The sequence below is a fragment of the Micromonospora alfalfae genome, assembly GCF_022230925.1.
Lineage (GTDB): Bacteria > Actinomycetota > Actinomycetes > Mycobacteriales > Micromonosporaceae > Micromonospora > Micromonospora alfalfae.
In genome coordinates, this window is sequence record NZ_JAKKFH010000025.1 from 276,079 (window position 1) to 300,406 (window position 24,328).

Sequence of the window (24,328 nt, forward strand, 5' to 3'; positions counted from 1 at the left end):
GGCCCGCGCCCCCGCCGCGCCCCGCCCTGCGCCGCGCCCGCACCCTGCCCTGCGCCCCGACCGCGCCCCGACGCGCCCTGCGCCCCGACCGCGCCCCGCCCCGCCCCGCCGAGCCGCGCCGCGCCGCCAAGATCCGCACAACATCAGGGATGTAGTGGTCTCGCTGACAGCGGAGGCCACTACATCCCTGATGTTGCTGTCACCGCCCAGCGCCCAAGCGCCACCCCCGTCGATCTTGCGGTTTCTGTCGCTCATTCATCCCGATATGCCAGTGATGCGAGGGCAGAAAGTGCAAGATCGACGGGCGCGGGGCGGGGCTGGGGCTGGGCTGCACGGCACGCGGGGCTGGGCTGGGCGGGAGGCGGGGCGGGGCGGGGTGGGGGTGCTCGGTCAGTTGCGGCGGAAGGCGTAGCGGCGGGTCTGGCCGGCCTGCTGGCTGCGGCCGCCGCCGGAGCGGTTGCCGCCGCCCTGCGGTGGCCCGGCCGTCGGTGCCTTCGGTCGGCCTGTCGACTTCGGCAGATCGCCCACTGAAGGCGCGTCGACAACCGCCGGCACATCGACCGCTGCCGGCAGCGCCACCTCGTCGGGCAGCGCCACCCCGTCCGGGGCGGCGGCCGGCAGCGCCGGATCCACGAGTGCCGCCGGCAGCGCCGACTCGGCCCGCAGCGCAGGCTCCACCAGCGCCGCCGGCAACGCCGACTCGGCCCGCAGCGCGGGCTCCACAAGCAGCGCGGGCTCCACAAGCAGCGCGGGCTCCACAAGCAGCGCGGGCTCCACAAGCAGCGCAGGCAGCGCCGCCGGCAGGGGTGGTTCGACCGCGAGGTCGAGGGCCGGACGGGTGGTTGGGAGCGGTCCGTGGCCGGCCGCCGGGTCGATGCCGAGCGGCGTCGCTCTCGGGGTACGGGTCTTTTTCGGGTTACGCCTGGCAGGCATCCGGGCCTCCTTCAATGCCGACCGGCACGGCCGGTCCCGCGCTGCGGCGGTCGGTCGGATCGGCTGGTGACCGCCGTTGCGCGACGGTCGAGTGGGGAAGGGACTGCTCACCGGGGCCGGGCAGGGCCATCGCCGCCGAACGGCGGGGAGGGAATGCGGGACGCCCGGGAGCGCACGGACCGCGACGCGGGACGGCGGGCCGGCTCGGAAGTTGGGCGTCAGTTACGCATGTTCGTACCGTAGCCACCGCCCGACCGACGCGCATCCGTTTTTACTGGCACGATCGGCACATGCTGATCGCGTTCTCGATCACCCCGCTCGGCGGTGACGACTCGGTGGGTGACCTGGTCGCCGAGGCGGTGCGGGTGGTCCGTGCGTCCGGCCTTCCCAACCGGACCGATGCCATGTTCACCACCGTCGAGGGTGAGTGGGACGAGGTGATGGCGGTGGTGAAGCAGGCGGTCGACGTGGTCGCCGCGCGGGCGCCCCGGGTGAGTGTGGTGCTCAAAGCCGACGTCCGGCCCGGGGTCACCGACGCGCTGACCGGGAAGATCGCCCGAATCGAAGCCCGTCTCGCCGAAGGCTGACGCCCGCGGCGGGAAATGACGACATGTTTCCCTGCGCGGGGCTCACCGAGCATTGCCGAGGGCCCGAGCCGTCAGGGGCAACGTCCACATTACGTGCAGTAACGCGACGTCGGTCACTGGTCCGTATCGGCTCACATCACGGTAAGTTTCCAAGCGCTGATAGTGGTGTGACGAGAGGTGGCGGCACGAATGGCTGATCAGGCGAGGGCACAGATCGGTGTGACCGGGTTGGCGGTGATGGGTCGCAATGTGGCCCGCAACCTGGCCCGCAACGGCTTCACGGTGGCAGTGCACAACCGCTCGCCGGAGCGCACCCGCAGCCTGGTCGCCGAGCACGGCGACGAGGGCACGTTCCTGCCGGGCGAGACGATGGCCGATTTCGTGGCGTCACTGGAACGACCCCGCGCGGTCATCGTCATGGTGAAGGCCGGTGCGCCCACCGACGCGGTGATCGACGAGTTGGTGCCGCTGCTCGACGAGGGCGACATCATCGTCGACTGTGGCAACGCCCACTTCGCCGACACCCGTCGGCGCGAGGAGGCGCTGCGGGCGCAGGGCCTGCACTTCAGCGGCACCGGCGTCTCCGGCGGCGAGGAGGGCGCGCTGCTCGGGCCGAGCATCATGCCGGGCGGCTCCGCCGAGTCGTACGCGAAGCTCGGGCCGATGTTCGAGAAGATCGCCGCGCAGGTGGACGGCGTGCCGTGTTGCATGCACGTCGGGCCGGACGGGGCCGGGCACTTCGTCAAGATGGTGCACAACGGCATCGAGTACGCCGACATGCAGCTCATCGCTGAGGCGTACGACCTGCTTCGGGCCGGCCTGGACGCGACGCCGGCCGAGATCGCGGAGATCTTCCGGGAGTGGAACAACGGCGAGCTGGAGTCGTTCCTCATCGAGATCACCGCCGACGTGCTCGCGCACACCGATGCGGCGACCGGCCGGTCGTTCGTGGACATCGTGCAGGACCGGGCCGAGCAGAAGGGCACCGGTCGGTGGACCGTGCAGAGTGCCCTGGACCTGGGCATCCCGATCACCGGGATCGCCGAGGCGACCTTCGCCCGTTCGCTCTCCGGGCACGTCGACCAGCGCGAGGCGGCCCGCCGGGCGTTCCCCGACGCGGGTGAGAAGTGGCAGGTGACCGACCGGGAGACCTTCGTCGAGGATGTCCGCCGGGCGCTGCTCGCCTCCAAGATCGTCGCGTACGCGCAGGGCTTCGACCACATCCGCGCGGGCAGCCAGGAATACAACTGGGACATCGACCTTGGCGGCACGGCGACGATCTGGCGGGGCGGCTGCATCATCCGGGCCCGCTTCCTCAACCGGATCCGTGAGGCGTACGACGAGCAGCCCGACCTGCCGACGCTGCTGGTGGCGCCGTACTTCGCCGAGGCGGTCAGCGCTGGCGTGCCGAGCTGGCGGCGGGTGGTGGCCGACGCGACCCGGGCCGGTGTGCCGACGCCCGCGTTCTCGTCGTCGTTGGCGTACTTCGACGCGTTGCGCGCGGAGCGGCTGCCCGCCGCGCTGATCCAGGGTCTGCGGGACAACTTCGGCGCGCACACCTACCAGCGGGTGGACCGCGAGGGTTCGTTCCACACCACCTGGGCCGCCGACCGCACCGAGTCCCCGGCGTAGTCGGCGCGGCGCCCTGCGCGCCGCCGTGATCGTGCTCGATCCTCGATGTAGTGGTCTCCCCCGGCGGGGAGGCCACTACATCCATGTTCGGGCGAGATCATGGGAGCAGGCCGCGCGGGTGACGGTCAGCCGACAGTGGCGTGCATCTCCCAGACGAGGATCTCGGCCGGTTCGTCGGCTGTCACCCGCCGACCACCGGTCATGGTGAGCCGGGCGGCGTCGCCGCTGGCGAGCGGACCGCTGCCCTCCAGGGTCACAGTGCCGTTTGGCACGTAGAGGTGCACGTAGGGCGCGTCCGGGATGGTGACCTCGTCGCCGGGAGCGAGACGGGCGGCGTGCAGGGTCGCGTACCGGTTGCGGATCCGGATCGCTGACGCGCCGTCGTAGCGGTCCATCCCGGACGCGATCGGCACGAGGCCCCCGCGGAGCAGCTCGTCCTCGATCTCCAACTGCTCGTAGCCGGGGTCGACGCCCTGCTCGTCGGGGAGGACCCACATCTGCACGAAGTGCACCGGGTCGGCGTGCGGCTCCTGGTTGTTGAGCCGCCAGGCGTCGTTCTTCTCCGAGTGCAGGATCCCGGTGCCGGCGCTCATCCGCTGGGCCAGACCCGGGTAGATCACCCCGGAGTGCCCGGTGGAGTCCTGGTGCACCAGGGAGCCGCGCAGCACCCAGGTCACGATCTCCATGTCCTGGTGCGGGTGGGTCTCGAAGCCCGCGCCCGGTCGGACCACGTCGTCGTTGTTGACAAGCAGCAGGCCGTGGTGGGTGTTGGCCGGGTCGTAGTGCCGGGAGAACGAGAAGGAGTGCTTGGAGTCCAGCCAGGAGATCCGGGTGGCGAAGCGGTCATCGGCGCGACGGATGTCGACAGCGGGCGCGGGCGCGGTCACCAGGCACGCTGCCCGGCGTCGGGGGTGGACGGCGCCCAGGTCAGGGCCGGTTCGCCGGTGGCCAGTTCGGCGATCTCACCGGTACGCAGCTGGGGTGTGTGGCCGAACTCGGCGCAGTGCTGCTCGGCGATCTCGGCACAGATCTCGGCCACCTGCTCGCACATCGGGTCGCCCAGGTCGGCGGCGTTCAACGCCATGATCATCTTAAAGCGGAGATCACGCATCTGCCCCCCAACCGCCGTCGTCCCACCACCTCCGGACCCTACCCGCCGCCCCTGCGCAGGACCCCGAAACGAGCACACCACCCCCGCTCGGTGCCAAGCCTGATGGTCGCCGTGGTGCCTGCCCAGGCACCTCGACGCCGAGAGGATGCGACAACGCCGCCCGCACTGGTGTGCGGGCGGCGTTGGGACAACTGGGGGTCGGTCAGAAGAAGCGGCGGCGCTTGGCCTTCTGCGGACGGATCAGGTCCGCACCCTTCGTCAGCAACCGGGTCGCCCCGGAGGGACCACGCCGGGCCTCCAGGGTGTGGCTGAGCCGGCGGGCGCCGGCCGCGGCCAGCGGCACCGCGATCGCCATCACCGCCCACTGGGCAATGCGCTTCTGGATCATGTGGGTTCACCTCCGTCAGTGGCTTCTGACGTCTCTGATACCCAGAGTGACGTGCGGGTAAGCGTCGGCTCAGATAACCGGGGCGACCGGGTTGGGCAGCGCGCCGCCGAAGCGTCGGTCCCGCTGGGCGTACAACTCGCACGCGTACCAGAGGTGGCGGCGGTCGAAGTCGGGCCAGAGCGTGTCCAGGAAGACCAACTCGGCGTACGCGGTCTGCCACAGCAGGAAGTTGGAGATCCGTTCCTCCCCGGACGGGCGCAGGAACAGGTCCACCTCCGGGATCTCCGGGTGGTAGAGGTACTTCGCCACTGTCTTCTCGGTGACCTTCGCCGGATCCAGCCGGCCGGCCGCCACGTCCCGCGCGATAGCGGCGGCGGCGTCACCGATCTCGGCCTGCCCGCCGTAGTTGACGCAGAACTGCAGGGTCAGCGTCGAGTTGTCGCGGGACATCTCCTCGGCGGTCTGCAACTCGGAGATGACGCTCTTCCACAGCCGACCCGGCCGGCCCGACCACACCACCCGAACGCCCAGGTCGACCAACTGGTCACGGCGGCGACGGATCACGTCCCGGTTGAACCCCATCAGGAACCGGACCTCGTCGGGCGAGCGCCGCCAGTTCTCGGTGGAGAACGCGTACGCCGACAGGTACGGGATGCCCATCTCGATGGCGCCCTCGATGGTGTCGAAGAGGCTGTGCTCCCCCGCCTCGTGCCCCTTGGTGCGGGGCAGCCCGCGGTCCTTGGCCCAGCGGCCGTTGCCGTCCATCACCACCGCCACGTGCTTCGGCACCGCCTCGGTGGGCAGCGCCGGGGGTCGGGCCCCGGACGGGTGTGGCACCGGCGGCGTCGGCTCGCGCCGGCCAGCCTTCTTCGATCGGATCACTCGGTCACTCCCTGTTCGCGCCGTCCGCCCCGGCCTCGACGTCGCCACGTGGCCGGAGCACCACGGCCCCGGTGCCCTCCGGCGGCGGAGCCGTGCCGGCCGCCGAGGAACCCCGGTCGACCAGCGGCAGCGAGCGTAGCGCGCGCTCCAGGTGCCACTGCAGGTGAGCCGCGACCAGCCCACTGCACTCCCGACGTACGGCGGCGTCGGTGGCGTCGGCGATCACCCAGTCACCGGAGGTCAGCGCGGACATCAGATCGATGGTGGCCGGTGCGGGATGAGCCGCCCCGGGTGGCCGACAATCCGGACAGACCGCGCCGCCGGCCGGCACCGAGAACGCCCGGTGCCGCCCGGGCGTGCCACAGACCGCGCAGGCGACCAGCGCCGGCGCCCAGCCGGCCAGGGACATCCCACGCAGCAGGTACGCGTCGAGCACCAGGGTGGTGGCGTGCTCGCCCCGGGACAGCGCCTTCAGCGCGCCGATGGTGAGCTGGAACAACCGCAGCGACGGCTCCCTTTCCACCGGGGTCAGCCGCTCGGCGGTCTCGGCGATCGCGCTGGCCGCCGTGTAGCGCGGATAGTCGCCGAGGAACCGTTTGCCGTACAGGTCGATGCCCTCGACCTGGCTCACCGTGTGCAGAGAGCTGCCGTGGTTGCCCTTCGGGTCACCGGCGAGCTGGAGGTCGACGTGGCCGAACGGCTCCAGCCGGGCGCCGAACTTGCTGGTGGTGCGGCGGATCCCTCGAGCCACCGCGCGCAGTCGGCCGTGCCGGCGGGTGAGCAGGGTGATGATCCGGTCGGACTCGCCGAGCTTCTGCACACGCAGCACCACCGCGTCGTCGCGGTAGAGCTGTCGGCGATACCCGGCCATCGGGCCATTCTCCCTCGGGGTGCGAAATCAGGGTTGGTTCGGGGTGCAAGCGCGGATGAACCCCGATGCGGCCGTCTCGTGCTCGGCCGTAGCGTGCTGGTCATGGCACTGCACCTGACCACCACCCCCCGCCGTCGTCGCGTCGCCGCTCCCGTCGCGCTAGGGCTCACCACCACCCTCATCGTGCTCGCCGGGTGCGACAACCTGTCGTTCCGTCGGCTCGACTACGACAACACCGAGGCGGTCCGGATCACCGCGGTCCGGGTCTCCGGGGGTTCTGGCGACGTTGTGGTCCGCGGCACCGGCTCGGCGTCCGAGGTGCGGATCAAGCGAGTGGTTCGCTACCAGGGCGGCGAACCGGACAACACCCGCTACGAGATCAAGGGCAGCGAGCTGGTGCTGAACACCGACTGTGGCTCGCGGTGCAGCATCTCCTACGAGGTGACGGTGCCAGAGGGTGTGGCGGTGCAGGGCGAGACCAGCTCCGGCAACGTCGAGCTGAGCCGCGTCGGCACCGTGGACCTACAGGTGCGCTCGGGCGACGTACGGATCTCCGGTGCGTCGGGCGCGGTCGGGGTGGAGGCCCGCTCGGGCAACATCGAGGTGAACGAGGCCGCCGCGGCCGTACGGCTGCGCGCCTCGTCGGGGGACATCACCGCACGCCGGCTGGGCGGCGCTGTCGACGCCGAGGCCAGCTCGGGCAATGTCGACGTGGAGCTGGACAAGCCCGCCTCGGCCCGGGTCCACGCCTCCAGTGGTGACGTCACGCTGCTGGTGCCGCAGGGCAGCTACCGGGTCCGGTCCAACGCCGACTCCGGTGACGAGACCATCACCGTCGCCGACAACCCGGCGGCGTCCCTGGTGCTCGACGGTTCGGCAAAGAGCGGCAACCTCACGATCAGCGAGCGTTGATCTCGACGCCGGTCGTCGCCCCGGCCGTCCGCTTCGGGCACCGCCGACGAGGTGGATCAGAAGCCCAGCTTGCGCAGTTGCCTCGGGTCGCGCTGCCAGTCCTTCGCGACCCGCACGTGCAGGTCGAGGTAGACCCGGCTGCCGAGCAGCTCCTCGATCTGCTTGCGGGCGGTGGTGCCGACCTCCTTGAGCCGACTCGCCTTGTGCCCGAGCACGATGGCCTTCTGGCTGGGCCGCTCCACGTACAGGTCGGCGTAGATCTTCATGACCTGGCCCTCGGGGATCATCTCCTCCACCACCACGGCGATGGAGTGTGGCAACTCGTCGCGGACCCCCTCCAGGGCGGCCTCCCGGATCAGTTCGGCGACCAGCACCTGCTCGGGGTCGTCGGTGAGCATGTCGTCCGGGTAGAGCTGCGGCGACGGCGGCAGATACTTGGTCATCACGTCGACGAGGGTGTCCACCTGGTGCCCGGACACCGCGCTCACCGGCACGATCTCGGCGAACTCCCCCATCTTGCTGACCGCGAGCAACTGCTCCGCCAGGCGACGCTTGTCCACCAGGTCGGTCTTGGTGACCACCGCCAGCACTGTCGCCTTCAACTCGGCCAGCTCGCCGGTGATGAACCGGTCACCGCGCCCGACCGGCTCGTCGGCGGGGATGCACAGGCCGATCACGTCGACCTCGGTCCAGGTGGACCGGACCAGGTCGTTGAGACGTTCGCCGAGCAGCGTACGGGGGCGGTGCAGGCCCGGCGTGTCGACCAGGACCAGCTGCGACTCGGGCCGGTGCAGCACCGCCCGGATGACGTGCCGGGTCGTCTGCGGCTTGTTCGAGGTGATGGCGATCTTGGTGCCGACGATGGCGTTGGTCAACGTCGACTTGCCGGCGTTGGGGCGACCGACGAAGCAGCCGAACCCGGCCCGGTACGGTCGCGCCTCCGGATCCTGCACCGGGCTCACTGGGTCACCGTGCCGAGGACGGTGCCGTCCGGAGCGGCCAGGTGGACAGGTGCGTCCGCCGCGAGGTCCCGTACCGCCGCGTGACCGGCACCATCCAGCGTCGACGCCTCGGTCACCACCACCGCCGCCTCCAACCGACTCGCCCCGGCCGCCACGGCCGACGCCACCGCCAACTGCAACGCGGTGAGCGTCAGCGACGGCAGCGCGACACTGGCCGCCGCGTACGTCCGGCCGTCCTGGTCGCGGACCGCGGCGCCCTCCACGGCCCCGACCCGCGCGCGGGCTCCCCGGGCCAGGACGACGAGCTTGCCGTCCTCGGCGCTCAGCGCTCCCGACGCGGTGGGGGTGGGCCGGGCGGCAGGCGCGGCGGGTGTGTCAGGCATCGGCGGATTGCCTCTCATCGTCTCGGTAGTTGTCAGTGTCGTCCCCGGGGTCGGCGTGCTCGCCGCGCCCCGCGGTGTCCTGCTCATGGCCCGGCTCCACCCGGCTGACCAGAACGGTGTCGATCCGGTTGCGCCGGCCGGTGGTGCCCTCGGCGACCAGGCGGAGACCGGCGACCTCGGCCTCGGCACCCGGGATCGGCACCCGCCCCAGCGACTGGGCGAGCAGACCGCCGACCGTCTCCACCTCGTCGGTGGGCAGGTCGGTGTCGAACATCTCGCCGAGATTCTCCACCGGCAGGCGGGCGGTCACCCGCACCGAGGAGTCCGCCAGACGTTCGACGGGCGGGCGTTCGACATCGTACTCGTCGGTGATTTCGCCGACGATCTCCTCCAGGATGTCCTCGATGGTGACCAGACCGCCGGTGCCGCCGTACTCGTCGACAACGATGACCAGGTGGTTGCGGGCCGCCTGCATCTCGGACAGCAGGTCGTCGACCGGCTTGGACTCCGGTACGAAGGTCGCCGGGCGCATCAGCTCGGCCACCGGCAACTGTTCGGCCCCCGGGTCGCCGCCACGGGAGCGCCGGATCAGGTCCTTGAGGTAGAGCACCCCCAGCACGTCGTCGACGCTCTCGCCGATCACCGGGATGCGGGAGAAACCGGAGCGGAGGAAGAGCGCCAGCGCCTGTTCGAGTGTCTTGCCCTCCTCGATCCACACCATCTCGGTGCGCGGCACCATCACCTCACGGGCGATGGTGTCGCCGAGCGCGAAGACGGAGTGGATCATCTGGCGTTCGCCGTGCTCGACCACGCCACGCTGCTCGGCCAGGTCGACAAGCTCCCGCAACTCCACCTGGGTGGCGAACGGGCCTTCCCGGAAGCCGCGCCCGGGGGTGACCGCGTTGCCGATCAGGATCAGCAGCGACGCGAGCGGGTTGAGCGCCCGGCCCAGCCAGCGGACCAGCGGCGCCACCGCACGACCCACGGCGTAGGCGTGCTGCCGGCCGATGGTGCGCGGGGCGACGCCCACCACCACGAAGCTGACCACTGTCATCGCACCGGCGGTCACCAGCGCGGCCCGCCAGCCGGCGCCGAAGCTGTCCACCGCCACGAGCGCCACCAGTGTGGTGGCGGTCAGCTCGGCGAGCAGCCGCAACAGCAGGAGCAGGTTGAGGTGCCGAACGACGTCGCCGGCCACTACCTGGAGGGTACGGGCGCCGCGCACGCCGTCGCGGGCCAGCTCGGCCGCTCGGGCCGGTGAGACCGCGGCGAGGGCCGCCTCGGTCATCGCGATCAGGCCGGCCAGCACCACCAGACCGGCCGCGAAGACGATCAGCTGAAAGTCGGGAAGGCCAGCGGTGGCGCCGGCCGCGAGTAACGGAGAAGTGGACATCACTGGGTGCGGGTCGACCGCCAGCTCGCCAGCAGCCGAGCCTGGAGTGCGAACATCTCCCGCTCCTCCTCCGGCTCGGCGTGGTCATAACCGAGCAGGTGCAGCACCCCGTGCACGGTGAGCAGGTGCAGCTCGTCGGCCGGCGCGTGCCCTGCGGTCGCCGCCTGCTTGGCCGCCACCTCCGGACAGAGCACGATGTCGCCGAGCAGGGCGGGCTCGCCGCCGGCCGGCGCGGACTCACCCGGGCCGTGGTCGACGCTGCCCTCGTCCATGGGGAAGGCGAGCACGTCGGTCGGGCCGTCGCCACCCATCCAACGGTGGTTCAGCTCGGTCATGTAGTCGATGTCGACGAGCAGCACGGACAGCTCGGCGAGGGGGTTGACCCCCATCTCGTCGAGGGCGTGCCGGGCGACGGCGAGCACGGCATCGGTGTCGACGTCGACACCGGACTCGTTGGCGATCTCGATGGACAACTGCTTTCCTCTGCTTTAGCGGCGGCGGCCGGCCCGGCCGCCCTGGGCGGGTCGCCCAGGCACGGCGTGAACGCCCTGCGCCTGCTGGTTCTCCCGCTCGGCGTCCCAGCGGGCGTACGCGTCGACGATCTCCCCGACCAGCTGGTGGCGGACCACGTCGGAGCTGGACAACTGGGAGAAGTGCACGTCGTCGACGTTTTCCAGGATCTCCCGAACCACCCGCAGGCCGCTGCTCGTCCCACCGGGAAGGTCCACCTGGGTGATGTCACCGGTCACGACGATCTTGGAGTTGAAGCCGAGTCGGGTGAGGAACATCTTCATCTGCTCGGGCGTCGTGTTCTGCGCCTCGTCCAGGATGATGAACGCGTCGTTGAGCGTCCGTCCCCGCATGTAGGCGAGGGGGGCGACCTCGATCGTGCCGGCGGCCATCAGCTTCGGGATGGTCTCCGGGTCGAGCATGTCGTGCAGCGCGTCGTAGAGCGGGCGCAGGTACGGATCGATCTTCTCGTTGAGCGTCCCGGGCAGGAAGCCCAGCCGCTCGCCCGCCTCGACCGCCGGCCGGGTGAGGATGATCCGGTTGACCTGCTTGGCCTGCAACGCCTGGACGGCCTTCGCCATCGCCAGGTAGGTCTTTCCGGTGCCGGCAGGGCCGATGCCGAAGACGATGGTGTGCGTGTCGATAGCGTCGACGTACTTCTTCTGCCCGAGCGTCTTGGGGCGGATGGTGCGCCCGCGCCGGGAGAGGATGTTGAGCGTCAGGACCTCGGCGGGCCGCTCGGCGCTGCCCTGCTCGAGCATGCCGACGGTACGCCGGACGGCGTCAGTGGTCAGGGTCTCGCCTTTCTCGATGAGTTCGAGGAGCTCGCTGAAGACCCGCTCGGCGAGGGCGTTGTCCGCAGGGTCACCGGTGATGGTGATCTCGTTGCCGCGAACGTGCACGTCACTGGTGACCGAGCGTTCGACGAGTCTGAGGATCTCGTCGCCTGCGCCGAGCAGATTGACCATGATCTTCGGGTCGGGCACGGTGATCCTGGTCTGCACCCGGGGCGGGCCGGGAGGTGGGGTGCCGGTCATAGGTTGGGCCGAAGGGCCCTGCGCCACCTGCTCTCGATCTCGGCGCCGGCCTGCTGGGCCTGGCGTGCGGACGTTACACCCATCGTATCGGTTCAACGCGGGCCGCATCGCGCCCATTTCCGCTGGCCGCGATCAACTCCCGGCCCGGAAGTCGTACCGGTCGAAGGTCTCCTGGTGACGGGTGAACCGGTACGTCGCCCAGTGCATCCGGACCACCGCGCCGGCCTCGTCCCGGGTCAGCCGCAGCAGCTCACCGACCTCCCGACCGGAGACCACCCGGAACACGTCAGGCTGGTCCGGCAACGGCGTGAAGATCGCCGGCGGACGTCCGGTCGGGTCACCGACCCCACGTGCCCGCAGGGTGCCGTCGTGCCACGAGAAGACGTACTCGGAGCCCTCGCCCCACCAGCGGCCGAGCGCACCCCGCAGGGCGGCCGGCGCGGGTGCGCCGGGTCGCCAGGGCTCGATCTCGGCCGGGTCGTGCTCGACGGCAGCGGCGAGCAGCCGGTGCGACAGGTCGAACAGTTCGGTCGCCGTGCCGGACGAGCCGAGCACCGCGGCGCCCATCGCCCCGGGCGTGCCGTCACCGCCGCGGCGGCCGTACGCCCCGGAGAGGAACCCGGGCATCGCCCCGTCGTGCCCCACGTGCATCACCCGCTCCCCCTGCGGGACCAGGATCAGCCCCAGCCCGAAGCCCGCGCCCCAGAGCGTCTCGTCGGTGGTGGTCAGCGGCCAGCGCATCTCGTCGAGGGTGGCCGGGGCGAGGACCACGCCGGCCGGGTCCAGCGCCGCCGGGTCGGCCAGGAACGCCGCCCAGCGGGCCATGTCGGTAGCGGTGCTCCAGAGCTGGGCGGCCGGGCCGACCGCGCCGAAGTCGGTCGGCGGTTCGGGGTGCGCCTCGTCGGAGTACGCGTCGACCAGGAACCCGGTGGCCGCCGTCGGCAGTGGGCTCACTGTGGTGTCGGTCAGCCCCAGCGGCGTCAGGATCCGCTCGGTGAGCGCCTGCGCCCAGCTGCCGCCCCGGCACCTGGCCACGAGTTGGCCGAGTACGGCCACGCCCAGGTTGGAGTAGTGGAACCGGCGGCCGGTCGGCAGCACCCGCTCGGCCCGGTCCAACTCGGCGACAAGTTGGTCGTCGTCCGGTGCGCGCAGGCTGTCCCACACGTCGCCGAACGGCTCGCGTTGCAGGCCACCGGTGTGCGACAGCAACCGACGTACGGTCAGGTCGCCGTGCGCCGGGAGGTCCAGGTGCCGGCCCACCGGGTCGTCCAGGTCCAGCAGCCCGTCGTCGCGGCACTGCAGGACCAGCGCCGCGGTGAACGTCTTGGTGATCGAGCCGATCCGGAACTGGGTGCCCGCGCCCAGAGGGCTGTCGGTGCCGGTCTCGCCGACGGTGCAGCTCCAGAGCGGCCGGTCGGCCCGGTGCAGCGCCGCGGACACCGCCGGAACCCGGGCTTCGGCCTGCACCCGCCGGACCAACCGGTCCAGGTGCTCGTCCGCCCGAGAGCCGGGCGCCGCACCTGGGGTCACGCCAGGTCCCGGGCGAGCATCGGGCCGAGCGGCGCACCACCGAGCAGGTGCGCGTGCACGTGGAACACCTCCTGCCCGCCGTACGCGCCGGTGTTGAACATCAGCCGGAACCCGTCGCCGAGCAGCCCCTCGTCCTCGGCCACGGCGGCGGACGTCGCCAGCACGTCGGCGGCCAGCGCCGGGTCACCCTGGGCGAGCGTCGCGACGTCGGCGTAGTGCTCCTTCGGAATGACCAGGACGTGCACCGGCGCCTTCGGGTCGATGTCGCGGAAGGCGAGCGTGGTGTCGGTCTCCCGGACCACTGTGGCCGGAATCTCCCCGGCGACGATGCGGCAGAACAGGCAGTCGGATCCCATCGGGGCAGTGTAAGGACTAACCGGCCGGGGGCGCCGCGGCGCAGCGTGCGCCGCCGGCCCGTTCGCAGGGGGGCGGCACGGCTGAGGCAGGATGGCCGGCATGACGGATCGGGCGGTACTCGTGACCGGTGCCTCGCGCGGGATCGGCCGCGCGGTGGCGGAGGCGTTCGCAGCGGGCGGCGACCGGGTGGCCATCCATCACCGCGACTCCGCCGATGCGGCCGAGGAGCTGCGCGGGCAACTGCCCGGCGCCGGGCACGTGGTGGTCCGCGCCGACCTCACCGATCCGGACGCGGTCCGGGTCATGGTCGACCGGGCCGCCGAACTGCTCGGTGGGCTGGACGTGCTGGTCAACAACGCCGGGACGTACGGCGACCGCGACGACCCGCACCCCATCTTCGGCGCCTCGTACGAACAGTGGCAGCAGCGCTGGCGGCAGGTGCTGGAGACCAACCTGACCGGCGCCGGCAACGTCACCTGGTGCGCCGCCCAGCACATGCGCGAACGCGGCGGGCGGATCGTCAACGTCTCGTCCCGTGGCGCGTTCCGCGGCGAGCCGCACCAGCCGGCGTACGGTGCCAGCAAGGCGGGGCTGAACGCGCTGGGCCAGTCCCTCGCCGTGGCGCTCGCGCCGTACGGCATCACTGTCGCCACCGTCGCGCCGGGCTTCGTGGCGACGGACATGGTCACCGAGTACCTGCGCGGTGCGGAGGGCGCGGCGATCCGGGCGCAGAGCCCGTTCGACCGGGTGGGCAAACCGGAGGAGATCGCCGCCGCCGTGCACTGGCTGGCCTCGCCGCAGGCCGAGTGGGCCTCGGGCACGATCGTCGACGTCAACGGCGCCTCCTACCTGCGCAGCTGAGGTGGAGCACCTCAACCCGCGTGGCGCGTCGGTGGTGGCGCTCGCCAAGCCGGACGAGCGGGAAGCCGCCCAGTGGTACTTCCAGCGGTGGCTGGCACACCTGCCGGCGGCCGGTGAGATCGTGCTGTTCGACCGTTCCTGGTACAACCGGGCCGGCGTGGAGCGGGTGATGGGCTTCTGTAGCCGCAAGGAGTACCTGGAGTTCCTGCGGCAGGCCCCGGAGCTGGAACGGATGCTGGTGCGCTCGGGCATCCGGCTGGTCAAGTTCTGGTTCTCCGTCTCGCAGAACGAGCAGCGCACCCGGTTCGCGATCCGCCAGGTCGACCCGGTCCGGCAGTGGAAGCTGTCTCCGATGGACATCGCCTCACTCGACCGCTGGGACGAGTACACCGAGGCCAAGGAGGCGATGTTCTTCTGGACCGACACGGCCGACGCGCCGTGGACTGTGGTGAAGAGCAACGACAAGAAGCGGGCCCGGCTGGAGGCGATGCGGCACGTGCTGCACCGCTTCGACTACACCGGCAAGGACCTCGCAGTGGTCGGCGCACCTGACCCGCAGATCATCGGGCCGGCCGGGCTGGACCTCGGGCCGGAGGAAGAGGTGGTGCCGGTGTTTCCCCGGCCCTGAACCAACCAGAACCCACTGTCACCAGCGGCCGAGGCGGGCGGCGAGCACACTGAGGGCCGCCACGCCGGCGGTGGAGGTGCGCAGCACTGCCGGTCCGAGGCGTACGGGTCGCCCGCCGGCCTCGGCGAAGGCGGTCAGCTCGGCCGGGGCGATGCCACCCTCCGGGCCGATCACCAGCACGATCTCGCCGGTGGTGGGCAGCTCTGCGGTGGTGAGCCGGTCTTCGGCCTCCTCGTGCAGCACGAACCCGGCGGCGGCACCGGCGATCCGACGGGCCACAGTGGCGGTGGACTCGTCCGGCGCGCCGGCCACCACCGGCAGCCACGGCCGGCGGGCCTGCTTGGCCGCCTCCCGGGCGGTGGCCACCCACTTCTCCCGGGCGCGTACGCCCCGGTCGCCGCGCCACTGGGTCACCGAGCGCGACGCCGCCCAGGGCACGATCTCGTCCACCCCGACCTCGGTCATCGCCTGCACGGCCAGCTCACCCCGGTCGCCCTTGGCGATGCCCTGCACTGTCACCAGCCGGGGTACCGGCGCGTCCGCGTACCCCCGGGAGGTGATGGTGACCTCCAGGCTGCCCCGGCCGACGGCGGTGACCACGGCGGCGGCCGTGCCACCCCGGCCGTCGGCGAGCAGCAGTTCCTCGCCGACGCGCAGCCGCTGCACTGTCGCGGCGTGGTGCCCCTCCGGGCCGTCCACTGTGAGCGCGTCGCCGGTGGGCAGCGCCTCCACCAGGAACAGCGGTGCGGACACCTCAGGCGTGCCCGTTGAACGCGTCGCGCATCCGGGAGAAGAAGCCGCCCTGCTTGGACAACTCAGCGACCTCCTCGCCACGGGTCTTGGCGAAGTCGCGCAGCATCTTCTCCTGGTCCGGGTCGAGCTTGGTCGGCGTCCGCACGTCCAGGTGGACGTAGAGGTCGCCTCGGCCGGTGCCGCGCAGGTGCGGCACGCCCCGGGCGCGCAGTCGCAGCGTGCTGGCCGGCTGGGTGCCGGCCTTGACGTCGACGGTCTCCTCGCTGTCCAGCGTCTTGATGGTCAGCCGGGTGCCCAGCGCCGCCGCCGTCATCGGCACGGTGACCCGGCAGTGCAGGTCGTCGCCCTTGCGGGAGTACACGTCGTGCGGACGCTCGTGGATCTCCACGTAGAGGTCGCCGGCGGTGCCGCCGCCGGGGCCCACCTCGCCCTGCTGGGCCAGCCGGATCCGCATGCCGTCCTCGACACCGGCCGGGATCTTGACGGTCAGCGAACGGCGGGTCCGCACCCGGCCGTCGCCGGCGCAGGTGGGGCAGGGGTGCGGGATGGTGGTGCCGTAGCCCTGGCACACGGTGCACGGCCGGGCGGAGACCACCTGGCCGAGGAAGGTGCGCTGCACCGACTGCACCTCGCCCCGGCCAGCACACGCCTCGCAGGTCGCCAGGTGCGTGCCGGCGGCCGTGCCGGCACCGGAGCAGGTGGTGCAGAGCACAGCGGTGTCGACGGTGATCGGGGCCTCCACGCCGAAGGCCGTCTCGTGCAGGTCGAGTTCGAGCCGCAGGATCGCGTCGGCGCCTGGGCGGGTACGCGGCCGTGGGCCACGGGCGCCACCTCCGGCACCGCCGAAGAACGCGTCCATGATGTCCTGGAAACCGACGAACGGGCCGGCGCCTCCGGGGCCACCCGGGCCGCCAGCGCCACCGCCACCCGGGGCGAGCGGGTCGCCACCCAGGTCGACGATCTGCCGCTTCCGGTCGTCCGAGAGCACCTCGTACGCGGCGTTGATGTCCTTGAACTTCTCCTGAGCCTCCGGGTCCGGATTGACGTCCGGGTGGAACTGGCGTGCCAGCTTGCGGTAGGCGCGCTTGATCTCGTCATCGGAGGCTTCCCGGCTCACACCGAGAATGCCGTAGTAGTCCCTGGCCACTGCGTTCCGTGTCCTCATGTTCGTCTCGCGTTGCGCCGGTCGGCGGCCGCAGCCGGCCGCATCGGCCCTGACCAATCAGTTCTGGGCCAGCAACTCGCCCACGTAGCGTGCCACGGCGCGCACCGTGGCGATGTTGCCGGGGTAGTCCATCCGGGTGGGCCCCAGCACCCCCAGGCCACCCACGATGGTGGTGCCCGGGCCGTACCCGGTGCTGACCACCGAGGCGGCGCGCAGGTTGTCGAACTCGTTCTCGTCGCCGATCAGCACCCGGGTCGTGCTCGGCTCGGTCTCGCCGATGAGCTTGAGCAGCACGACCTCCTCCTCCAGAGCTTCGAGGATCGGCCGCAGCGAGCCCTGGAAGTCGAGCAGGCCGCCCCGGGTGAGGTTCGCGGTGCCGGCGAGCGCGATCCGTTCCTCGTGCCGCTCGACGAGCGTCTCCAGCAGGACGGTGGCGAGCGTGGTCATGGTCGGGCGCAGCCCGGTCGGCGCTTCCTCGACAAGCGCCTGCACCAGCGGCGGCGTCTCGGACAGCCGGGCGTTGGCGAGCTTCTCGTTGATCAGTCGACGCAGGTCGGTGACGTCGTCGGCGGGCACCGGGCCGGGCAGCTCCACGAGTCGCTGTTCCACCCGCCCGGTGTCGGCGATCATGACGAGCATCAGCCGGGTGGTGGAGATCGGCACCAGCTCCAGGTGACGCACCGAGGAGCGGGCCAGGCTCGGGTACTGAACGACGGCGACCTGCCGGGTCAGCTGGGCGAGCAACCGCACAGTGCGGTGCACCACATCGTCGAGGTCGACAGCGCCGACCAGGAACCGCTCGATGGCCCGGCGCTCGGCCGGGCTGAGCGGCTTGACCCGGGAAAGCCTGTCGACGAAGAGGCGGTAGCCGCGGTCGGTGGGCACCCGGCCGGCACTGGTGTGCGGCTGCCGGATGTAGCCCTCCTCCTCCAGCACGGCCATGTCGTTGCGGACCGTGGCCGGGGAGACCCCGAGCTGGTGCCGCTCGACCAGCGCCTTGCTGCCGACCGGCTCCTGGGTGGAGACGTAGTCTTCGACGATGGCGCGGAGCACTGCGAGTTTCCGGTCGTCGAGACCCATCCTCCGCACCTCCTGTCGCACGTCGGCCGCCGGCGCTCTGGGCCGGCCGGGCCGTCCTGGCACTCGACTGTAACGAGTGCCAGTCTACGTCGGCGGGCCCGCCGACGCGATGATCAACGGCCACCCGTCGGTGCGGCCCACGCCACCGGCGTTGGGCCGATCGGCCCGCACTGCCGGGCGGTGTCGCTCTGGTGCGGCGTTGCCACGGGCACCTACCGTGACATCCATGACTGAACCTCCTCGCCCTCCCGGGTCGGGCGACCCCGGCAACTACCCGCCGGAGCCCACCTCCCCAGGCCCGTCCCCGTCGGCCGAGCCGCCCACCGCACCACTGTCCGGGGCACCCGGCCCGGCCGGCTATCCCCCGGCCGGTGGCTATCCGCCGCCCACCGGTGACCAACCGCCGTCAGGCGGCTACCCTCCGGCAGGCGGCTACCCCCCGCCCGGGGGCTACCCCCCACCCGGCGGCTACCCGGCCGGTGGGGCCTACGGCGGCCCCGGCGGCGGCTACGCCAACAACGAGGACAAGACCTGGGCCCTTGTCGCGCACTTCGGCGGCGCCCTCGGCGCACTGGTCAGCTTTGGTCCGCTGGGCTTCGTCGCCCCGCTCATCGCCTACCTGGCCCGGGGTCAGCAGTCGCCGACCGTCCGGGCGCACGCCCTCGCCGCCCTGAACTTCCAGATCCTCTGGTCGATCATCGCGTTCGTGCTGCTCTTCGTGAGCTGGTGCCTGCTCTTCCTGCCCAGCATCGCCGTCGTGGTGATCCAGATCCTGTTCGGGATCATCGCCGGCATGAAGGCCAACGAGGGCACCCCGTACCGCTACCCGATGACCGCCAACTTCATCAAGTGAACCGGTCCGGCCGCTCCCCCGGCCGGAGCGGTTCACCGCTGTTCCGGTCCGGGGAGCGGCGGCCACTCAGGGCAGCAGGTCGCGGACGACAGCGTCGGCGAGCAGCCGCCCGCGCAGTGTGAGCACCGCCCGGCCGGCGGCGTACTCGTCGGCGGCCAGCAGCCCACCGGCCAGGGCCCGCTCGGCGCCGGCCCGGCCGGGGGCGTCGAGCACCGCCAGCGGCAGACCGCTGGAGAGCCGCAGCCGCAGCATCACGTCCTCCATGTGCGCCTCGTCGGGGGTGAGCACCTCCCGGGCCAGGCCGGGTGACGCGCCGGTGGCCAGCCGCTGGGCGTACGTCGTGGGGTGCTTCACGTTCCACCAGCGCACCCCGCCGACGTGGCTGTGCGCCCCCGGCCCCAGCCCCCACCAGTCCGCGCCGGTCCAGTAGAGCAGGTTGTGCCGGCAGCGGGCCTGTTCGGTGCGGGCCCAGTTGGAGACCTCGTACCAGGAGAGCCCGGCCGCGTCGAGAGCGGCCTCCGCGGCCAGGTAGCGGTCCGCTGCCACGTCGTCACTGGGGTACGCCAGCTCGCCGCGCCGCATCCGGGCGGCGAGCCGGGTGCCGTCCTCGACGATCAGGGCGTACGCGCTGACGTGGTCCACCCCGGCGGCGACGACCTGCTCCAGCGAGGCGGCGAAGTCCTCGGCCCGCTCCCCCGGGGTGCCGTAGATCAGGTCCAGGTTGACGTGCTCGAACCCGGCGTCGCGCGCCTCCAGGGCGGCGGCGGTGGCTCGGCCGGCGCTGTGTTTGCGGTCCAGGATCGCCAGCACCCCCGGGGAGGCGGACTGCATGCCCAGCGAGATCCGGGTGTAGCCGGCGGCCCGCAGCAGCTTCAACGATTCCGGGGTGACCGACTCGGGGTTGGCCTCGGTGGTCACCTCGGCGTCGGCGGCCAGCCCCCAGGTGCGGTCGATGCCGTCGAGGATGCGGGCCAGGTCGTCGGCGGGGAGCAGGGTGGGCGTGCCGCCGCCGACGAAGACGGTGTCGACCCGGGGCGGCGGGTTGTCGCCGAGCACCCGGGCGGCGAGCGCCAGCTCGGCCAGCACCGTGTCGGCGTACCCCTCACGGCTGGCACCGCCACCCAGTTCGGCGGCGGTGTAGGTGTTGAAGTCGCAGTATCCGCAGCGGCTGGCGCAGAACGGCACGTGCACGTACACGCCGAAGCCGCGCGCGCCGACCGCAGTGGTGGCGGTGGCGGGCAACGATCCGTCGACGGGGACGGTCTCACCATCTGGAAGGACGCCGGGCATGGCCACTAGTGTGCCCGGCATGACCTCTCCCGACGTCCTCGTGCGGGTCGCCACGGCCCGTGGGGTGACCACCCTCACCCTGGACAGCCCGCACAACCGCAACGCGCTCTCCACCGGCCTGATGACCCAACTGCTGGCCGGGCTGGCGGACGCGGTCGCCGACGAGGCGGTTCGAGTGATCGTGCTCGACCACACCGGCCCGGTCTTCTGCTCCGGCGCGGACCTGAAGGAGACCGCGGCGGCGTACGCCAGCGGGACGGTGCCGGCCGGCATGTTGGGTGACGTGCTCGCGGCGCTCTGGGAGTGCCCGAAGCCGGTGCTCGCCCGGGTCGGCGGGCCGGCGCGGGCCGGTGGGCTGGGCCTGATCGCCGCCGCCGACCTGGCGGTCTGCACCGACGAGGCGACCTTCGCGTTCACCGAGGTGCGCATCGGGGTGATCCCGGCGGTCATCTCGGCGACCGTGCTGCCCCGGCTGCACCCCCGCGCCGCCGCCGCGCTGTACCTGACCGGCGACACCTTCGACGGCCGTCGGGCCGCCGAGATCGGCCTGGTGACGGCCTCGGTCCCGGCGGACGGGCTGGACGACGCGGTACGGGCCTACTGCGACTCGCTGGTGCGCGGCGCGCCGGGGGCGCTGGCCGGCGCGAAGGAGTTGCTGCGCCGACCGGGTACCGCCGAGTTGCGCGCCGACCTGGCCCGCCTCTCCGCCGTCTCGACCGGCTACTTCCTCTCCGACGAGGGACGCGAGGGAGTCATGGCGTTCCGCGAACGTCGACCGGCGCGCTGGGTGCCCGCTCTCGACGGCTGAGCATTCGGGTAGGCGTTGCCGCCCGTCGGTCCTTTGCTCTGCTTCAACCGGCGCAACAGCCGCTGTCCGGATATCGGACACGCGGTGTTGCCTCCGGTGAAGCAGAGCAAAGGACGCAGACGAGGGTCGACTCCCGGCCGGGCTGGCCGGGCGCCGTCGTCGTTCGGCGGAGCCTCGGTGTTCCGCCGGTGTCACCAGGCGGTCGCGCCGCCGTCGACCGGGTAGTTCGCCCCGGTGATGTACGACGCCCGGTCGGACGCGAGGAAGACCACCAGCTCGACGACCTCCTCGGGACGTGCGAAGCGCTTGAGGAGCGTCTTGGCGGTGATGGCGTCCCGGGCCTCCTGGTTGTCACCGAGGTCGCGTTCGCTGGCCGGAGTGAGGGTGGGCCCGGGACTGACCGCCACCGCGCGGATGCCGTGGGGCGCGCCTTCGAGCGCGAGCTGTCGCGTCATGCCGATGATGCCGGCGTTCGCGGCGGTGTGACCGACCATCGGCGGGACGTGGCCGCCGATCGACCCGGCCATGGAGGCGGCGCTGATGATGACACCGCCGCCGCGCCGGACCAGGTGGGGCCAGGCGAACTTCGACACGAAGTACGGAATGTCGAGTTCTCCGGTGATGGTGTAGCGCCAGTCCTGCACGGAGAAGTCGGGCATCGGGCCGAAGCGGAGAGCGGCTGCGTTGTTGTAGACGATGTCGAGCCCGCCGTAGGCGGCAGCGGCATCGTCGACGAGCTTGCGTACCTGCTCGGGGTCGGTGAGGTCGACCGGCGCGACGCCGGTCATCTCGCCGCCGGCGCGGCGGACGAGTTCGACCGTCTCGTCGTTGCCGGCGACCTGGAGGTCGGCCCCGACGACCTTCGCGCCCTCGCGGGCGAAGGTCAGCGCCGCGACGCGGCCCAGACCACCGCCGGTGCCGGTGATCAGGACGACCTTGCCATCGAGCGTTCCCATGGAACTCCTCCTCGTTCGCTGACCAACGCGCCCGGCTTGGGTGGTAGGTCGGATTGATATGTCAACTCGGTTAAGTCCTTGACCGATCAATCGCTTCCCGTTGTCGGTTACCCGGTGACGCTCACGACAGCCCCGACCGGTGACAGAACGTCGCAGCAGGTGAGATCGCGACCGGAGCGGGAACGTCGCCAACCGGTACGCCACAGCGGAGCCGCCCCGAACTGGTCGGAGTCGGCCAGGCTTGGCCCGAACCGCTCGGACGACCCGGAGAGGGCCTGCGGGGACGTACGCTTGGCGAACTGTCGATCTGGGGGTGTGGGTGCGAACTCGGGCAACCGTGGCGGGTGGAGTGGTGCTCATCCTCGTCGCCGTGATCGCGATCTGGCTCGTCGTACGGCAGGTGGGCGACAACCTCAGGTTGCCGCTGGTGGCACGGAAGTGCACAGTGCAGGCCGACGGACGTGTCGCGCTGGACGCCGACCAGATGGCCAACGCGGCGACCATCGCGGCGATCGGCGCGAAGCGCGGAATGCCCGAGCGGGCCGTCGTGGTCGCGCTCGCCACCGCGTACCAGGAGTCCGGGCTGCGCAACCTCGCCGACGGCGACCGTGACTCGGTCGGCCTGTTCCAGCAGCGGCCAAGCCAGGGTTGGGGCACTCCGGCGCAGATCCGCGACCCGCGTTACGCGGCCAACCGGTTCTACGCGGCCCTCAAGAAGGTGCGCGGCTGGGAGAAGATGCGGGTCACCGACGCCGCCCAGCGGGTGCAGCGCTCGGCGTTCCCCGAGGCGTACCAGAAGTGGGCCGACGACTCCGAGGTGCTCAGCCGGGCCCTGCTCGGCGACGCCAGCGGCGCGGTCTCCTGCTCGGTGGGGCGCACCCCGGCGATGCACGGCGCGGCGGCGGCCGCGCAACTGACCCGCAACCTGGTGCTCGACTGGGGGCTGAAGGGCACCGACCCGACCGACCCGACCGGGTTGGCGGTGACTCCGGGCGACCAGCGCGACGGCTGGCGGTACGCGCACTGGCTGGTCTCGCACGCCCAGGACCACGGCGTGAAGCGAGTCCGCTTCGGCGACCTGGAATGGACCGCCCGCGACGGCTCGTGGGGCCGGGTGGACGGCCGACAGAACCCCGCCGGTCAGGTGGTCGCCGAGGTGTTCAACGAGGGTTGACCGACCCGGATCTCTTAACCGGCAGTCACCGCACAATCGGGCAATGCACGCCGAATCGCACTATTGATCACGCAGATCTCACTCTGTGCGTTTCTCTCACTGCGTGGGGTCCCGCCGTGGCCCAATCCCGCACCACACCCTCCCCGATGCCTGGACGGCCGCGTTACGATCGGCGGCCTGTGCCAGAAAAGGTTTCACCTCATGGGGAGGGGTACGACGCGGTGTTCGATTACGGCGACCGGACCGGTTACGAACCGATCAGCGACATTGACCGCAAGGAGTTCCACGAGCAGGGCTTCCTCCTGCTGCGCAACGTCCTGACGGAGGACCACCGGGCGGCGCTGGAGGCGGCGGTCGACCGCGTCTACGCGGAGGAGCAGGCCAAGGGCACCACCAAGAAGGACGGCACCCTGCACCTGCTGGGCTTCCTGGAGCGCGACGAACTCTTCGGCGAGCTGCTGACCCACCCGATCGCCTTCCCGTACATGTGGGGGCTGGCCGGCTGGAACATCTACACCCACCACAACCACCTGGACGTCACCCCGCCGGCCGCCGAGCCGGAGAAGCCGTACTGGGGTTGGCACCAGGACGGGTACCGGCAGAACTCCGACCCGGAGACGATGGACCCGAACCTGCCTCGGCCGATGTTCTCGCTGAAGGTCGCGTACGTGCTGTCGGACCTCTCCGAGACCGGCCGCGGCGCCACCAAGGTCATCCCGGGCAGCCACCTGAAGAACTCGCTGCCCCGGCCGGCGGACCTCACGGTGCAGAACCCCGACCCGGAGGGCACGGTGGAGATCACCGCCAACCCGGGCGACGCCTTCATCTTCGACCGCCGGCAGTGGCACTCACGGTCGACGAACCTGTCGACCATCACCCGCAAGATGCTCTTCGTTGGCTACACCTACCGGTGGATCCGTCCGCTGGACGAGCTGCACCCCGACGTGAACGGCGAGTGGTACCGCAACCGCACCCCCGTGCAGCGCCAGCTGATCGGTGAGGGCACCCACACCGCCAACTACTGGGGCATCAACTGGGACGGGTACGTCGACGACGAGATCCCGCTCCGCAAGGAGCTCAAGGAGCGCGGTCTGCTCGACCGCAACATCCCCTGGCTCCGCTGACCCACCGCTCGTAGGACGGCCCCCCACCGACGCCCAGCGTTGGCGGGGGGCCGTTTCCACGTCTGCGGACCCGACCCGTTCGGGCCGAGCCCGTTCCGGCCACCGGAGACCGCACTGTCGGTAGCGTGGCGGGTGCGCAGGTCGGGGC

The 24,328-nt window shown here is 71.6% G+C and carries 28 protein-coding genes; 9 read left to right on the top strand and 19 right to left on the bottom strand.

The features are described from left to right. Positions 1-390 precede the first annotated feature (390 nt). Entirely contained in the window at positions 391-933 is a 543-nt protein-coding gene (locus MED01_RS21660; RefSeq protein ID WP_238670378.1) for a hypothetical protein, read from the bottom strand. Positions 934-1,223: 290 nt separating this feature from the next. Between MED01_RS21660 and MED01_RS21665 the strand changes: the two genes are divergently transcribed. Together MED01_RS21665 and gnd are read left to right on the top strand one after the other, a co-directional pair. After that, positions 1,224-1,520 carry a thiamine-binding protein gene (locus MED01_RS21665; protein WP_196919265.1) on the top strand — a complete coding sequence of 99 codons (297 nt, stop codon included), beginning with the start codon at positions 1,224-1,226 and terminating at the stop codon, positions 1,518-1,520. 189 nt (positions 1,521-1,709) lie between these two features. Next, positions 1,710-3,152 carry an NADP-dependent phosphogluconate dehydrogenase gene (gnd, locus tag MED01_RS21670; protein WP_238670379.1) on the top strand — a complete coding sequence of 481 codons (1,443 nt, stop codon included), beginning with the start codon at positions 1,710-1,712 and terminating at the stop codon, positions 3,150-3,152. Between the two features lie 125 nt (positions 3,153-3,277). On the opposite strand, the gene MED01_RS21675 is transcribed toward gnd, so the two are convergent. The 5 genes from MED01_RS21675 to recO all read right to left on the bottom strand — a co-directional run bounded on the left by MED01_RS21675 (position 3,278) and on the right by recO (position 6,404). Continuing rightward, the gene (locus tag MED01_RS21675; RefSeq protein ID WP_238670380.1) at positions 3,278-4,039 is read right to left on the bottom strand and encodes a pirin family protein; all 762 of its coding nucleotides are present in this window, start codon (positions 4,037-4,039) and stop codon (positions 3,278-3,280) included. Beyond that, entirely contained in the window at positions 4,036-4,236 is a 201-nt protein-coding gene (locus MED01_RS21680; protein WP_238670381.1) for a thioredoxin reductase, read from the bottom strand. Before MED01_RS21680 ends, MED01_RS21675 begins: the two co-directional genes overlap by 4 nt. A 229-nt stretch (positions 4,237-4,465) precedes the next feature. Beyond that, a complete protein-coding gene (locus MED01_RS21685) occupies positions 4,466-4,651 on the bottom strand; it encodes a hypothetical protein (protein ID WP_030336441.1) in 186 nt (61 codons plus the stop codon). 69 nt (positions 4,652-4,720) lie between these two features. Continuing rightward, positions 4,721-5,533, bottom strand: coding sequence for an isoprenyl transferase (locus MED01_RS21690; RefSeq protein ID WP_091409745.1), 813 nt, complete (start codon positions 5,531-5,533; stop codon positions 4,721-4,723). 4 nt (positions 5,534-5,537) lie between these two features. Further along, a complete protein-coding gene (gene recO / locus MED01_RS21695; RefSeq protein ID WP_091409749.1) occupies positions 5,538-6,404 on the bottom strand; it encodes a DNA repair protein RecO in 867 nt (288 codons plus the stop codon). Positions 6,405-6,506: 102 nt separating this feature from the next. Here recO and MED01_RS21700 point away from each other — a divergent pair, with 102 nt between their 5' ends. Continuing rightward, the gene (locus tag MED01_RS21700) at positions 6,507-7,316 is read left to right on the top strand and encodes a DUF4097 family beta strand repeat-containing protein (protein ID WP_238670382.1); all 810 of its coding nucleotides are present in this window, start codon (positions 6,507-6,509) and stop codon (positions 7,314-7,316) included. 56 nt (positions 7,317-7,372) lie between these two features. Here the strand turns inward: MED01_RS21700 and era are convergent, their stop codons facing one another. From era to MED01_RS21735, 7 genes are all read right to left on the bottom strand, one after another. Then, entirely contained in the window at positions 7,373-8,269 is an 897-nt protein-coding gene (gene era / locus MED01_RS21705; RefSeq protein WP_372493696.1) for a GTPase Era, read from the bottom strand. A gap of 5 nt (positions 8,270-8,274) precedes the next feature. Then, a complete protein-coding gene (locus tag MED01_RS21710; RefSeq protein WP_238670384.1) occupies positions 8,275-8,661 on the bottom strand; it encodes a cytidine deaminase-like protein in 387 nt (128 codons plus the stop codon). Beyond that, positions 8,654-10,078, bottom strand: coding sequence for a hemolysin family protein (locus tag MED01_RS21715; RefSeq protein WP_238670415.1), 1,425 nt, complete (start codon positions 10,076-10,078; stop codon positions 8,654-8,656). The genes MED01_RS21710 and MED01_RS21715 overlap by 8 nt, the downstream gene beginning before the upstream one ends. Continuing rightward, positions 10,054-10,527: an rRNA maturation RNase YbeY gene (ybeY, locus tag MED01_RS21720; protein WP_030491788.1), complete on the bottom strand. Its 474-nt coding sequence runs from the start codon at positions 10,525-10,527 to the stop codon at positions 10,054-10,056. The genes MED01_RS21715 and ybeY overlap by 25 nt, the downstream gene beginning before the upstream one ends. Before the next feature lie 15 nt (positions 10,528-10,542). Beyond that, the gene (locus tag MED01_RS21725) at positions 10,543-11,601 is read right to left on the bottom strand and encodes a PhoH family protein (RefSeq protein ID WP_238670385.1); all 1,059 of its coding nucleotides are present in this window, start codon (positions 11,599-11,601) and stop codon (positions 10,543-10,545) included. Positions 11,602-11,733: 132 nt separating this feature from the next. Beyond that, complete coding sequence (locus MED01_RS21730; RefSeq protein ID WP_238670386.1) at positions 11,734-13,131, bottom strand: serine hydrolase domain-containing protein; 1,398 nt, start codon at positions 13,129-13,131, stop codon at positions 11,734-11,736. Then, a complete protein-coding gene (locus MED01_RS21735) occupies positions 13,128-13,487 on the bottom strand; it encodes a histidine triad nucleotide-binding protein (protein WP_088988083.1) in 360 nt (119 codons plus the stop codon). Before MED01_RS21735 ends, MED01_RS21730 begins: the two co-directional genes overlap by 4 nt. 100 nt (positions 13,488-13,587) lie before the next feature. Between MED01_RS21735 and MED01_RS21740 the strand changes: the two genes are divergently transcribed. Together MED01_RS21740 and MED01_RS21745 are read left to right on the top strand one after the other, a co-directional pair. Next, positions 13,588-14,349: an SDR family NAD(P)-dependent oxidoreductase gene (locus tag MED01_RS21740; protein WP_238670387.1), complete on the top strand. Its 762-nt coding sequence runs from the start codon at positions 13,588-13,590 to the stop codon at positions 14,347-14,349. 1 nt (position 14,350) lies between these two features. After that, on the top strand, positions 14,351-14,977 hold the full coding sequence (locus tag MED01_RS21745; RefSeq protein WP_238670388.1) for a polyphosphate kinase 2 family protein: 627 nt from the start codon (positions 14,351-14,353) through the stop codon (positions 14,975-14,977). 18 nt (positions 14,978-14,995) lie between these two features. Here the strand turns inward: MED01_RS21745 and MED01_RS21750 are convergent, their stop codons facing one another. The 4 genes from MED01_RS21750 to MED01_RS21765 all read right to left on the bottom strand — a co-directional run bounded on the left by MED01_RS21750 (position 14,996) and on the right by MED01_RS21765 (position 18,203). Further along, complete coding sequence (locus tag MED01_RS21750) at positions 14,996-15,730, bottom strand: 16S rRNA (uracil(1498)-N(3))-methyltransferase (RefSeq protein WP_238670389.1); 735 nt, start codon at positions 15,728-15,730, stop codon at positions 14,996-14,998. Position 15,731: 1 nt separating this feature from the next. Beyond that, on the bottom strand, positions 15,732-16,877 hold the full coding sequence (gene dnaJ / locus MED01_RS21755) for a molecular chaperone DnaJ (RefSeq protein WP_208758636.1): 1,146 nt from the start codon (positions 16,875-16,877) through the stop codon (positions 15,732-15,734). A 75-nt stretch (positions 16,878-16,952) separates the two neighbouring features. Continuing rightward, a complete protein-coding gene (gene hrcA, locus MED01_RS21760; RefSeq protein ID WP_091409786.1) occupies positions 16,953-17,975 on the bottom strand; it encodes a heat-inducible transcriptional repressor HrcA in 1,023 nt (340 codons plus the stop codon). An 84-nt stretch (positions 17,976-18,059) separates the two neighbouring features. After that, on the bottom strand, positions 18,060-18,203 hold the full coding sequence (locus tag MED01_RS21765; protein ID WP_238670390.1) for a hypothetical protein: 144 nt from the start codon (positions 18,201-18,203) through the stop codon (positions 18,060-18,062). Between MED01_RS21765 and MED01_RS21770 the strand changes: the two genes are divergently transcribed. Further along, positions 18,193-18,828 (top strand): DUF4870 domain-containing protein, encoded by a 636-nt coding sequence (locus MED01_RS21770; RefSeq protein ID WP_504899563.1) that lies wholly within the window; start codon positions 18,193-18,195, stop codon positions 18,826-18,828. The genes MED01_RS21765 and MED01_RS21770 overlap by 11 nt on opposite strands. Before the next feature lie 66 nt (positions 18,829-18,894). Here the strand turns inward: MED01_RS21770 and hemW are convergent, their stop codons facing one another. After that, positions 18,895-20,118 carry a radical SAM family heme chaperone HemW gene (gene hemW / locus MED01_RS21775; protein ID WP_238670416.1) on the bottom strand — a complete coding sequence of 408 codons (1,224 nt, stop codon included), beginning with the start codon at positions 20,116-20,118 and terminating at the stop codon, positions 18,895-18,897. 19 nt (positions 20,119-20,137) lie between these two features. Between hemW and MED01_RS21780 the strand changes: the two genes are divergently transcribed. Then, positions 20,138-20,926: an enoyl-CoA hydratase-related protein gene (locus MED01_RS21780; RefSeq protein ID WP_238670392.1), complete on the top strand. Its 789-nt coding sequence runs from the start codon at positions 20,138-20,140 to the stop codon at positions 20,924-20,926. A 191-nt stretch (positions 20,927-21,117) separates the two neighbouring features. Here MED01_RS21780 and MED01_RS21785 read toward each other — a convergent pair whose 3' ends face one another. After that, positions 21,118-21,882, bottom strand: a complete 765-nt coding sequence (locus MED01_RS21785; RefSeq protein WP_238670393.1) for an SDR family NAD(P)-dependent oxidoreductase — start codon at positions 21,880-21,882, stop codon at positions 21,118-21,120. Between the two features lie 313 nt (positions 21,883-22,195). Here MED01_RS21785 and MED01_RS21790 point away from each other — a divergent pair, with 313 nt between their 5' ends. Next, positions 22,196-23,056 (top strand): hypothetical protein, encoded by an 861-nt coding sequence (locus MED01_RS21790; RefSeq protein ID WP_238670394.1) that lies wholly within the window; start codon positions 22,196-22,198, stop codon positions 23,054-23,056. A 221-nt stretch (positions 23,057-23,277) separates the two neighbouring features. Continuing rightward, entirely contained in the window at positions 23,278-24,180 is a 903-nt protein-coding gene (locus MED01_RS21795; protein WP_112604298.1) for a phytanoyl-CoA dioxygenase family protein, read from the top strand. Positions 24,181-24,328: the final 148 nt, after the last annotated feature.